Annotated in this window: 13 protein-coding genes; 11 read left to right on the forward strand and 2 right to left on the reverse strand. The window is 70.5% G+C overall.

Annotation, left to right across the window (positions count from 1 at the left end; genetic code table 11):
- Positions 1–41 precede the first annotated feature (41 nt).
- The 8 genes from ABT342_RS04900 to ABT342_RS04935 all read left to right on the forward strand — a co-directional run bounded on the left by ABT342_RS04900 (position 42) and on the right by ABT342_RS04935 (position 6,887).
- The gene (locus ABT342_RS04900) at positions 42–917 is read left to right on the forward strand and encodes a helix-turn-helix transcriptional regulator (RefSeq protein WP_351567323.1); all 876 of its coding nucleotides are present in this window, start codon (positions 42–44) and stop codon (positions 915–917) included.
- Between the two features lie 91 nt (positions 918–1,008).
- Entirely contained in the window at positions 1,009–1,740 is a 732-nt protein-coding gene (locus ABT342_RS04905; RefSeq protein WP_351567060.1) for a hypothetical protein, read from the forward strand.
- 27 nt (positions 1,741–1,767) lie between these two features.
- Positions 1,768–2,121: a cytidine deaminase-like protein gene (locus tag ABT342_RS04910; protein WP_351567063.1), complete on the forward strand. Its 354-nt coding sequence runs from the start codon at positions 1,768–1,770 to the stop codon at positions 2,119–2,121.
- Between the two features lie 2 nt (positions 2,122–2,123).
- Entirely contained in the window at positions 2,124–2,513 is a 390-nt protein-coding gene (locus tag ABT342_RS04915) for a hypothetical protein (RefSeq protein WP_351567066.1), read from the forward strand.
- Positions 2,514–2,792: 279 nt separating this feature from the next.
- Positions 2,793–4,151, forward strand: coding sequence for a WxL domain-containing protein (locus ABT342_RS04920; protein WP_351567069.1), 1,359 nt, complete (start codon positions 2,793–2,795; stop codon positions 4,149–4,151).
- A 60-nt stretch (positions 4,152–4,211) separates the two neighbouring features.
- On the forward strand, positions 4,212–5,162 hold the full coding sequence (locus ABT342_RS04925) for a WxL protein peptidoglycan domain-containing protein (protein WP_351567071.1): 951 nt from the start codon (positions 4,212–4,214) through the stop codon (positions 5,160–5,162).
- Positions 5,163–5,239: 77 nt separating this feature from the next.
- On the forward strand, positions 5,240–6,187 hold the full coding sequence (gene era / locus ABT342_RS04930) for a GTPase Era (RefSeq protein WP_351567073.1): 948 nt from the start codon (positions 5,240–5,242) through the stop codon (positions 6,185–6,187).
- A 49-nt stretch (positions 6,188–6,236) separates the two neighbouring features.
- Entirely contained in the window at positions 6,237–6,887 is a 651-nt protein-coding gene (locus ABT342_RS04935; protein ID WP_351567075.1) for a TetR/AcrR family transcriptional regulator, read from the forward strand.
- 24 nt (positions 6,888–6,911) lie between these two features.
- Here ABT342_RS04935 and ABT342_RS04940 read toward each other — a convergent pair whose 3' ends face one another.
- On the reverse strand, positions 6,912–7,178 hold the full coding sequence (locus ABT342_RS04940; RefSeq protein ID WP_351567078.1) for a protealysin inhibitor emfourin: 267 nt from the start codon (positions 7,176–7,178) through the stop codon (positions 6,912–6,914).
- Positions 7,179–7,204: 26 nt separating this feature from the next.
- Entirely contained in the window at positions 7,205–8,272 is a 1,068-nt protein-coding gene (locus ABT342_RS04945) for a M4 family metallopeptidase (RefSeq protein WP_351567081.1), read from the reverse strand.
- A gap of 317 nt (positions 8,273–8,589) precedes the next feature.
- Between ABT342_RS04945 and leuA the strand changes: the two genes are divergently transcribed.
- The 3 genes from leuA to ABT342_RS04960 all read left to right on the forward strand — a co-directional run bounded on the left by leuA (position 8,590) and on the right by ABT342_RS04960 (position 11,834).
- Positions 8,590–10,353, forward strand: a complete 1,764-nt coding sequence (leuA, locus tag ABT342_RS04950) for a 2-isopropylmalate synthase (protein WP_351567084.1) — start codon at positions 8,590–8,592, stop codon at positions 10,351–10,353.
- A gap of 171 nt (positions 10,354–10,524) precedes the next feature.
- Complete coding sequence (locus ABT342_RS04955) at positions 10,525–11,232, forward strand: tellurite resistance TerB family protein (protein WP_502965458.1); 708 nt, start codon at positions 10,525–10,527, stop codon at positions 11,230–11,232.
- Between the two features lie 56 nt (positions 11,233–11,288).
- The gene (locus tag ABT342_RS04960) at positions 11,289–11,834 is read left to right on the forward strand and encodes a hypothetical protein (RefSeq protein WP_351567087.1); all 546 of its coding nucleotides are present in this window, start codon (positions 11,289–11,291) and stop codon (positions 11,832–11,834) included.
- The last annotated feature ends 77 nt before the right edge of the window (positions 11,835–11,911 follow it).

Genomic DNA, 11,911 nt, shown 5'->3' on the forward strand with positions numbered 1-11,911 from the left:
ATCCTGTTGGTCGCACCACCACCCAGGGGGAGATTGACGTGATGGTCGACGAGCTGAAATCCCACCGCCTCGGCGAGCTGCGGGAGTTCCTGCGCAGCCGCCGTGCCCGGGTCAGTCCGGCGGAGGCGGGTCTTCCGGACGGCGGGCCCCGGCGCCGTACGCCCGGACTGCGCCGCGAGGAGGTCGCGGTCCTCGCGGGCGTCGGCGTCTCCTGGTACCAGTGGCTGGAGCAGGGGCGGGACATCACGGTCTCGCCGCAGGTGCTGGACTCGGTGGCGCGGGTGCTGCGCCTGAGCGGCGCGGAGCGCCGCCACCTGTACGTCCTGGCCGGGCTCAACCCGCCCCAGCCCGAGGTCGAGCCGGACAGCCAGAAGCAGCACTGCGAGGGCCTGCGGCGGCTGATCGACGCCTGGATGCCCTTCCCGGCCCACATCATGGACGGCTACTGGAACACGATCATGTACAACGACGCGGCCTCGCTGGTGATGGGCATGCGTCCGGAGATCTCCCAGAACTGTCTCATCGCCTTCTTCACCGACCCCATCTACCGGGAACGGGCGCTGAGCTGGGGACGCAACGCGGCGGCCGTCGTGGCGCAGTTCCGGGCGGCGTGCTCGGAGTGCCCGGACGACGAGGGGTTCCGTGCGCTGGTGGAGGAGGCGAAGGAGGCGAGCGCGGAGTTCACCGAGCTGTGGGAGCGGCGCGACATCGCACCGGGCGGGCAGCTGACCAAGGAGCTGGAGCACCCGCTGGTCGGCACGCTGTGCCTGGAGTCGACGCAGCTGAAGCTGCCGGCCAGGCCGGATCTGACGATCGTTCTGCACACCCCGCTCGCGGAGCAGGACACGGCGGCGAAGCTGGAGTGGCTGGCGTCGCCGGAGGGGCGCAGGGGGTCGATGTACCCGCTCGCGGGCTGATCGTCGGTGTGTATATCTTGTGGCCGGTCGATGAGGATGGGTGAACTCCTCTGGGCACCACAAGATGACGATTCAGGGGAGAAATCACTTCATGCGCACCCAGATACGTCGCGGCGCTGCCGCTGCCCTCGCAGTTTCGGCGCTGTTCTTCACCGCCGCCTGCGGTGGCTCGTCCGACAAGGCGTCCGACAAGTCGGGCGAGAAGCCTGCCGGGCAGGAGGCGCCGAAGAAGGACGACGCCGCGGGCGCCGGGGCGCTGACGGAGGCTCAGATGACGGCCGCGACCCTGGAGCTCAAGGACCTGCCGGCGGGCTGGAAGGCCGGCGAGATCACGCCGCCCACCACGGAGGACTACAAGGCGGACAACCCCGATTGCCAGCCGATCGCCGCGATGATGGCCGACAAGATCGCCGGGGCCACGATGGGCAAGCCCGCGGAGTTCGAGCGCGAGGCGGGCAGCTACCAGCTGAGCCAGCGGATCTACACCTTCCCCGGCACCACCGGCGCCGCGGACCACATGAAGGCGCTCGGCACCTCCCTGGACGCCTGCCCCGGGTTCTCCGTCACGGAGCAGGGCACGACGTTCGAGGTCGGGGTCAAGAAGCTGACGACTCCGAAGGCCGGTGACGCCTCCCACGCCTTCCGGCTGTACATGGAGATCGCGGGGATGCAGATGAAGTTCGAGACGGACCTGTTCGTCGTGAGCCAGGGCGCGGGTGCGACCCAGATCGCCTTCATCCCCTCCGACGCGGCGGGCCACAAGGACTTCGACGACCTGGCCAAGCGCGCGGGCGACAAGTTCGTCAAGGGCGCGAAGAGCTGACCCCGAGGTCCGATCTATGCTCGGCGCATGACTGAGAGCACCGAGATCGGCCCCGAGGACCGCAAGATCATCACCCTGGCGCGCAGCGCCCGCGCCCGCAACGGTGTGCCCGAGGGCGCGGCGGTACGGGACGAGACCGGGCGTACGTACGTCGCGGGGACGGTGGATCTGGAGTCGCTGAGGCTCAGCGCGCTCCAGACCGCCGTCGCCATGGCGGTCGCGAGCGGGGCGAAGTCCCTGGAGGCCGCGGCTGTCGTCGCCGACACCGATGCGGTCAGCGACGCGGACCGCGCGGCGGTACGCGACCTCGGCGGTGCCGGTACGCCGGTGCTGCTCGCCGGCCCCGACGGGGTGCTGCGTACGACCGTGACGGCGGGCTGACGATGCCGGGCCCGGCCCCGGAGGCGGCCAGGCGCCGCCGCTGGGCCCGGATCGCGCTGGTCGTCGGCCTCGTCGGGATCGGTATCAACCTCGTCGACTGGGCCGTCTCCGGCGACCTGGTGCCGTCCGACGTCTTCCCGCTCCTGGTGGCGGCGGGCGCGGGCGCCGAACTGGCGAAGGGCCGCGCGCGGCGTGCTCTGCGCGCCGTCGCGGCCACGGCCGTCGCGGTGGCGGGGCTCGCGGCGGGTGTTCCGGCGGCGGCCGCGGTGCTGCGGGGCGAGCCGTTCGCGTGGCTGGATCTGATGCTGGGGGTGCTGGTCGTGCTCTATCTCGTGGTGCTCGTCATGGCCGCGGTGGCGCGTGTGCGCGCCCGCGCCTCCTCGCCGGCCTGACCTCCACTGGGCCCGCGCCTCCTCGCCGGCCTGACCCCCGGTGGGGCCCGCGGACCCAAACCTCCCGAGCCTCACATTCCACCCACGCCCCGCAGGCGTGGCTGGACCCCGGGTGGACCCCCGGCGGACCTCGGGTGTGCGTTCCTGACCTGCGGAAACGTGGATCATGACAGCATCTGATGGCCCATCAGTCGGCGCATTTCGATTCCATTGACTTCTCTTCCCCGCACGCCGTCAATGGCGCCCACCGAGGCCCACCGACCAAAGGGGAAAAACCACATGGCATCGCTGCTGTCCTTACGCGCCCGCCCCGCCCCGCGAAGACACCGCTGGACCGCCGCGCTGGGCGTCACCGCCCTCGCGCTCGCCGGCAACGGGCTCCTCGCCGCGCCCGCCGCGTACGCGGACGCGACGGCCTCGCAGGCCGTCGACTTCCCGACCCACTGCGTGCCGCCGCCGATCGCCGGCATCCCGCCCATCGACGGCACGACCTCCGCCGAGATCACCGTCGACAAGGCCGCGCCCAAGGTCGGCGACACGGTCACCGTCACCTACACGGTCACCAAGCCCGCCGCCGGCAACCCCGTCGACCTGGCGCTGCCCGCGGACATCATGACGCCCACCGGCAAGGTCGCCCTCGGTGGCGCCCAGACGGGCTCCGTCACCGTCACCGGGCCCAAGAAGAACCCGCCGGTGCCGGGCAAGGGGACGTTCCCGCCGTTCTCCATGACCGGTACGTTCACGGTCACCGCGCCCGGCTCGATCACCCTCTCGCCCGGCGACTACAACATCCACACCAGCTACATCATGGAGCTGGACACCCCCTGCACGGTGACGAACCCGCCCGCACCCGTCTCCCAGACGATCATCGCGTCGCCCCAGCCCGGTGCCAACGAGCGCGCCATCCAGCTCGGGACCGCGTCCGGCAAACCGGGCGAGCGCGCCACCGTCACCGGCACCAAGTTCACCCCGCTCGCCGACGTCACCGTCGTCGGCCGCGCCGGGGCCGCCGAGACCGCCGACAAGATGACCGTCAAGGCGAGCTCGACGGGCACCTTCACCGCACAGCTCACGGTGAACGACAAGGCGACGACCGGCATCGTCGCGTACGAGGGCACCGCCTGGAACGCCGACAAGGGCGCGGGCCCGGCGGCATACACCGTCATCGACGACACCCCCGCCCCGCCGAACGGTCAGAAGCTGAACGCGGCGGTCGCGGCCGGGACGCTGTCCATGACGCAGGCCGGTGACACCGTCCAGCTGACGTCCGTCGACTTCGGCAAGGGCGGGGCCGCCACCGGCGACCTGCACGGCGTCACGGTCAAGGACTTCCGCGGCGGCCCGGCGGGCTGGTCCCTCACGGGCAAGGTCACCGACTTCACCGGACCCGGCGGCGCGAAGATCGGTGCCGGGAAGCTCAGCTGGACCCCGTCCTGCACCACCAAGGCGGGCAGCCCCAGCACCTGCGCGGCGGGCTCCGCGGGCGTCGTCGGCAGCGCCGGCGCGACCCTGGCGTCCACCCCGAACGGGGCGCTGACCGGCGGTGAGTTCACCGCGGGCGCGAAGGTGTCGCTGGACGTCCCGGCGTTCACCGCCCCCGGCGCGTACGCCGGCGTGCTGACCCTCACCCTCACCTGACCATCCGGCGGGCCGGGCGCGCACCCGGTCGGCCCGCCCCTACCCCGGGGGTTTCGCACCGTGCGCACAAGACTCTCCGCGGCGGCCCTGGTCCTGGCCGTGGCCGCGCTGCTCCTCGCCGCCCCTGGCGGCCACGCCGCCGACAACGGCGAATGGTCCGTCCACCCCGCCGCCTCCGAGCTCGGCGGCCGCCCGTACTTCTACCTCTCCGCCGCACCCGGCAGCAGCCTCACCGACCGGGTCACCGTCGCCAACAAGACCGCCGCCCCGCTGACCTTCCGGCTGTACGCCGCCGACGCGTACAACACCGCCCGGGACGGCGGCTTCGCCGTACGCACCCAGGGAGAGCGGCAGCGCGGCATCGGCGCCTGGGCGAAGCCGGAGCGCGACCGGATCACCGTCCCCGCCCGCTCCTCCGTCACCGTCCCCTACACCCTCACCGTCCCCGAGTCCGCCGAGCCCGGCGACCACGCCGGCGCCCTCGTCGCGCTCGACGAGCGCGTCGCCGCCCAGGACGGCGGACCCGTCGCCGTCGGCGTCCAGCGAGCCGTCGGCGCCCGCGTCTACCTCCGCGTGAACGGCCCCACCGTGCCCGCGCTCTCCGTCGAGGACATCACCTACGCCCCCGACACGCCCCTCGTGCCCGGCACCGGCGACAGCACCGCCGTCATCTCCTACACCCTCCACAACCGGGGCAACATCACCCTGAACCCCCGGGTCGCGCTCCGCGCCGAGGGACTCTTCGGCCGTACGCTGCTCGCCCGCACGCTGACCAAGATCCCCTCCGAGCTGCTGCCCCGCCAGAAGATCCGGCTCACCGAACGCTGGTCGGGACCCCCTCACCTGGACTGGGGCGAGGTCACGGTCACGGCGACGGCCAAGGACGTACGCGAGTCCGCGGGAGTGTCCTTCCTCGCCGTTCCCTGGCTGCTCACGGGCGCCCTGCTCGCCGCGGCGGCGAGCACGGCGGCATGGCGGCTGATACGTGCCCGGGAGGCGCGCGGTACATGAGGTGCCCGCAGCGGTTGATACGTGCCCGCCAGGTGGGCGGTACGTGAGGGCCCTGTGGATCGGGGACAATGGCCCGCATGAGCGTTCACACCCCTGGATCCGAAGCCCCGCACCGCGCCGGCTTCGCCTGCTTCGTCGGCCGCCCCAACGCGGGCAAGTCCACCCTCACGAACGCTCTGGTCGGCCAGAAGGTGGCGATCACCTCCAACCGGCCGCAGACCACCCGGCACACCGTGCGAGGCATCGTGCACCGCCCCGACCTGAACGCGCAGCTGATCCTGGTGGACACGCCCGGTCTGCACAAGCCGCGCACGCTGCTCGGTGAGCGGCTCAACGACGTCGTACGGACGACGTGGGCCGAGGTCGACGTGATCGGCTTCTGTCTGCCGGCGGACCAGAAGATCGGTCCCGGTGACCGTTTCATCGCCAAGGAACTCGCGGGGATCAAGAAGACCCCCAAGGTCGCGATCGTCACGAAGACCGACCTGGTCGACTCCAAGACGCTCGCCGAGCAGCTGATCGCCATCGACCAGCTGGGCCGCGAGCTGGGCTTCGAGTGGGCCCAGATCGTCCCGGTCTCGGCCGTCGGCGACAAGCAGGTCTCCCTCCTCGCCGACCTCCTCGTTCCGCTCCTCCCGGAGAGCCCCCCGCTGTACCCGGAGGGCGACCTCACCGACGAGCCCGAGATGGTCATGGTCGCCGAGCTGATCCGCGAGGCCGCGCTCGAAGGCGTACGGGACGAGCTGCCGCACTCGATCGCGGTGGTCGTCGAGGAGATGCTGCCGAGGGAGGACCGCCCGGCGGACAAGCCGCTTCTCGACATCCACGCGAACGTCTACATCGAGCGGCCCAGCCAGAAGGGCATCATCATCGGCCCCAAGGGCAGCCGGCTGAAGGAGGTCGGCATCAAGTCCCGCAAGCACATCGAGGCGCTGTTGGGCACGCCGGTCTACCTCGACCTGCACGTGAAGGTCGCCAAGGACTGGCAGCGCGACCCGAAGCAGCTCCGCAAGCTGGGCTTCTGACGTCCGCGGAAGGTCCTCTTCCGCCCCATAACGGCGTTACGCTGCTGCCGTGCCGACCGCGACCGCCGTACGCCGCCAGCTCCTCGACGAGGCCGCCCGCATCCTCGCCGAACAGGGCCCCGCCGCGCTCTCCGCCCGCCGCCTGGTCAAGGAGGTCGGCGCCTCCACCATGGTCGTCTACACCCACTTCGGCTCGATGCCGGGGCTCGTCCGCGAGCTGATGCGCGAGGGCTTCGCACGCTTCCGCGCCCGCGGGCTGGCCGTGGTGGGGGCCATGGGAGAGGACTCCGACCCGGTCGTCGAGCTCGCCGCGCTCTGCCGCTGCTACCAGGACTTCGCGCGCGACGAGCCCCACGTCTACGCCGTGCTGTTCGGCGGCTCCACCCTGGCCGGTTTCGAGCTCACCGACGAGGACCGCCGCATGGGCACGTCCGTCCTGCGCTTCCCCCGCGACGCCATCGCCCGCTGCGTCGACGCCGGCCGTTTCCGCCCCGACGCGGACCCCGGCCTCCTGGTCCGCCAGCTCTTCGCCCAGATGCACGGCATCGCCGAGCTGAACCGCGTCGGCTACATCATGGGCGACTACACCCCCGGCCAGGTCCTCGCCGGGGCCCTCCACGACTTCGCCGTCGCGGCCGGGGACCGCCCGGAGGCCGCCGCGGCCTCGGTGGCGGAAGGTCTCGGAGAGCCGAGGGCCTGAGACCCGCCCAGGCCCTCGGGTCCCTCAGGCGCCTTCCTTCAGCACCCGCGAGATCAGCTTGCGCTGCTCCTCCGTCAGCCGTGGATCGGCGCAGTACACCGTCTTCCCGTCCACGGTGAGCTGGTACTGGAACCCGTCCGGCACCCCCACCGGTGGCGTGCCCCGGCCGTCACGTACGGCCTGTTCGGCCAGGGCATGCCACTCCTCGGCATCGGGGAGCTGCGAGGTGTCCACCTCGCGGATGTGCTCGATGCCGGCGAATCCGCCTGTGCGTCGTACCTGAATGCGCATAGGCCCGATTCTGGTACGCCCCCGAGTCAGTTGGCAGGCACACCTACCTGCGACCAGGCCTTGAGCACCGCCGCGAGCTCGTCGCCCTCCCCGAACAGCCCGCGTGCCGCGGACGCCGTCGACCTCGCGAAATCGGTGAACTGCGCGTCCACGCCGAGATCGCCACTGGTCAACGTCGCGTACCAGATCTTGCCCGCGCGTTCCCAGGCGTTGCCGCCCAGCGCGGTGGCGAGCAGGTAGAAGGCGTGGTTGGGGATGCCCGAGTTGATGTGCACGCCGCCGTTGTCGCGGCTCGTCCGGACGTAGTCGTCCATGGTGGCGGGCTGCGGGTCCTTGCCCAGCACGTCGTCGTCGTACGCCGTGCCCGGGGCCTTCATCGAGCGCAGGGCCTGGCCCTGGACGTTCGGGTGCAGCAGGCCCTCGCCGATCAGCCAGTCCGCCTGGTCGGCGCTCTGCCCCAGCGCGTACTGCTTGATCAGCGAGCCGAAGACGTCCGACACGGACTCGTTGAGCGCGCCCGACTGGCCGAAGTACTCCAGGTTCGCCGTGTACTGCGTGACCCCGTGGGTCAGCTCGTGTCCGATCACGTCCACGGGCAGGGTGAAGTCGAGGAAGATGTCGTCGTCGCCGTCCCCGAAGACCATCTGGCGCCCGTCCCAGAACGCGTTGCCATACTTCTCGCCGTAGTGGACGGTCGCGTCCAGCGGCATCCCGTTGTCGTCGATGGAGTGCCTGCCGTATTCCTTCAGGAACAGGTCGAAGGTCGCCCCGAGGCCCGCGTGGGCGCGGTTGACGGTCGCGTCCTGGGAGGGCCCGTCACTCTCGGAGTGGACCTTGCGGCCCGGGAGCGTTTCCCTGTGCTCGGCGTCGAAGATCGTCCGGTTCGGCTTGTCGGAGGGCTGCCCGGCGGGGGCGGCCAGCCCGCGCACGGTGGTGATGCGGCGGCGGGTGCGCTGGAGGGCGTCGTGTTCGAGCGTGCGGAGTGCGGCATCGGCGCGGGCGGGGTCGTCGGCGCGGGCGAGCTTGTCGAGGACGTGCGGCGGGACGATGCCGCAGAAGACGGGGGACAGGGCCGTTGGCGTGAAGGAATCCATGTCTGGCAATGTGGCACTGCGTCACTCTCGTGTCACTAGCTGCGACGGTGATTAGTGAAATAGGGTGATAGCTCACATTTGCCCGTTACCTCTCCGTTATTCGATGGGTGTCCCGCATACTGAAACAGGACCGGCGTTCCCGCCGAAGCTCAGCTAGGCTCGTCCGCATCATGCGTTTCGGGCTGCTTCTTCTTAGCTGCCGCGGCGAGGGCCTGTAGTCGTAGGCCGACCCCCTCCCCGCGGAGTCTGGTGCTGCTTCGACACAGTGCGACCCAGTCGGCCGTCCCGCCCAGCAGGACCCCGAGGAGCCCTACGCAATGTCTCAGTCGCAGTGGATCGGCCGTCCCACCCCGATCACCAACACGACGCACACCCAGAAGTCCTCCGGCATGCCGATCCACAAGTACGGCCAGTACGAGGCCGTCGAGATCCCGGACCGGACCTGGCCCGAGAAGCGGATCACCAAGGCACCCCGCTGGCTCTCCACCGACCTGCGCGACGGCAACCAGGCGCTGATCGACCCCATGTCGCCGGCCCGCAAGCGCGAGATGTTCGACCTGCTGGTCCGCATGGGCTACAAGGAGATCGAGGTCGGCTTCCCGTCCTCCGGTGAGACCGACTTCAACTTCGTGCGCTCCATCATCGAAGAGGGCGCGATCCCCGAGGACGTGACCATCTCCGTCCTGACCCAGGCCCGCGAGGACCTGATCGAGCGCACCGTCGAGTCCCTGGTCGGCGCCAAGCGCGCCACCGTGCACCTGTACAACGCGACCGCCCCGACGTTCCGCCGGGTCGTCTTCCGCGGCTCCAAGGACGACATCAAGCAGATCGCCGTCGACGGCACCCGTCTGGTGATGGAGTACGCCGAGAAGCTGCTGGGCGACGAGACGACCTTCGGCTACCAGTACAGCCCGGAGATCTTCACCGACACCGAGCTGGACTTCGCCCTGGAGGTCTGCGAGGCCGTCTGTGACGTCTGGCAGCCCGGCCCGGGCCGCGAGATCATCCTGAACCTGCCCGCCACCGTGGAGCGTTCGACGCCGTCCACGCACGCGGACCGCTTCGAGTGGATGGCCCGCAACCTGACCCGTCGCGAGCACGTCTGCATCTCCGTCCACCCCCACAACGACCGCGGCACCGCCGTCGCCGCCGCCGAGCTGGCCATCATGGCCGGTGCGGACCGCATCGAGGGCTGCCTGTTCGGGCAGGGCGAGCGGACCGGCAACGTCGACCTGGTGACGCTGGGCATGAACCTGTTCTCGCAGGGTGTCGACCCGCAGATCGACTTCTCGCAGATCGACGAGATCCGTCGTACGAGCGAGTACTGCAACCAGATGGAGGTCCACCCGCGCCACCCCTACGCGGGCGACCTGGTCTACACCGCCTTCTCCGGCTCCCACCAGGACGCCATCAAGAAGGGCTTCGACGCCATGGAGGCCACTGCCAAGGCGCAGGGCAAGACCGTGGACGAGATCGAGTGGGCCGTGCCCTACCTGCCGATCGACCCGAAGGACGTCGGCCGGTCGTACGAGGCGGTCATCCGGGTCAACTCGCAGTCCGGCAAGGGCGGTATCGCGTACGTCCTGAAGAACGACCACAAGCTGGACCTGCCGCGCCGCATGCAGATCGAGTTCTCCCGCACCATTCAGGCCAAGACCGACGCCGAGGGCGGCGAGGTCACGCCGAAGGAGATCTGGTCCGTCTTCCAGGACGAGTACCTGCCCAACCCGGACAACCGCTGGGGCCGCATCCAGCTGCGTTCCGGCCAGACCACCTCCGACACCGACGGTACGGACACCCTGACCGTCGAGGCGGTCGTGGACGGCGTCGACACGGTGCTGACCGGTAGCGGCAACGGCCCGATCTCCGCGTTCTTCGACGCGCTGGCCGCCATCGACGTGGACGCCCGCCTGCTGGACTACCAGGAGCACACGATGAGCGAGGGCGCCTCCGCGCAGGCCGCCTCGTACATCGAATGCGCCATCGACGGAAAGGTCCTGTGGGGCATCGGCATCGACGCCAACACCACGCGCGCCTCGCTGAAGGCGGTCATCTCGGCCGTCAACCGCGCCGCCCGCTGACGCCTCTTCCGCGCATCCTTCGCGAAGGCTCCCGAACCCCGTCCCCCTTCCCGGGGGGCGGGGTTCGGCCATGTCCTGGCGATGTGTCGCCGGGGTGCTGACGCCACCTCGCTCATGTGGCTAACATCACGTCAACGCGGCGATGTTGCCGGGCCGTTACGGAGGTGCGACGTGCTGCCAGTCCGAGGATCGCGTGGCCGGAAACTGCGCATGTGCGGCATTCGTACGTCCTGGACCACGGTCGGCGACGGCGAGTTCTTCTGCCCCGAGTGCGGTGGAGACCGCAACTACCGCCGCCGCACCGGCCGCCGCCGCTTCACCCTCCTCGGCATCCCCGTCCTGCCGCGCGGCGCCACCGGCCCCGTCGTCGAATGCGCGGCCTGCCACGCCCACTTCGGCACCGAGGTCCTCGACCACCCCACCACCGCCCGTTTCTCCGCGATGCTCCGCGACGCCATCCACACCGTCGCCCTCGCCGTCCTCGCCGCCGGCGGCACCTCGTCCCGTGCGGTGCGGCAGACGGCGGTCGCCGCGGTCCGCGCCGCCGGAATCACGGACTGCACCGAGGACCAGCTCACCGCGATGATCGAGGCCCTCGCCGCCGACACCGGCCGCTTCATCACCGACACCGGCCCGTGCGGCGCGGCCCTCGCCATCGAACTGCACGAGGCCCTGGAGCCCCTCTCCCCGCACCTCGCGGCCGCCGGCCGCGAATCGATCCTGCGTCAGGGCGCGCGGATCGCCCTCGCCGACGGGCCGTACGTCGCGGCCGAGCGCGATGTCCTCGCCACGGTCGGCAGTGCGCTGCAGCTGTCCGCCGACGACACGGCGCGGCTGCTGGCGGCGGCGCGGGCGGCCGACGGCCCCGGCGTATCGTGAGGTTGCAGAGGTTTTAGCGGTATTTTGCACCGGCTTCTCACCGAAGGGAGGAAGCCATGCGCGGCAAGCGGTACCTCATACGAGTATGTCCAGTCGTCATCGCCTCTCTGGCGTTCCCGACGGGGCTCGCCGGGGAAGCCGTCGGTGCCCCGCCGCGCGGGGACCCGGACAAGCCCGGTTACAGCAGCGGCCTCGTTCGCGGGGAGATAGACGGCAAGGGCGGCTGCATCAACAGGATCAAGGAGTACCTGAAGCAGTTCCCGCCGGAGCAGCACACCGCGGTGTCTGCGGGCTACGTCGCCGGTTTCAACAAGATATGCAAGGGTGAGGAGCATCCTCCTCCTGAGGACGACGACGATCAAGATCAGCGGGACGGTCAGAAGAAGCAGGACGGGGAGAAGAAGCAGGACGGGCAGGGTCATACGGACGACCCGCCGGGGGATGACTCGCAGCACACGGATCCGGGTCAGCACACGGATCCGGGTCAGCACACGGATCCGGGCCAGCACACGGATCCGGGCCAGCACACGGATCCGGGGACGAGCACCGACACGGGCACGAGCACCGACACGGGGACGAACACCAACACGGGGCAGCATTAGGAGCAACCGAACAAGCCGACCGCACGTCTCACCGTTAGTGACACACGCTCATCTCACGGTGACGCAAATTCTGTGAT

This window comes from Streptomyces sp. NPDC000410 (assembly GCF_040300305.1).
In the GTDB taxonomy this organism is placed as follows: domain Bacteria; phylum Actinomycetota; class Actinomycetes; order Streptomycetales; family Streptomycetaceae; genus Streptomyces.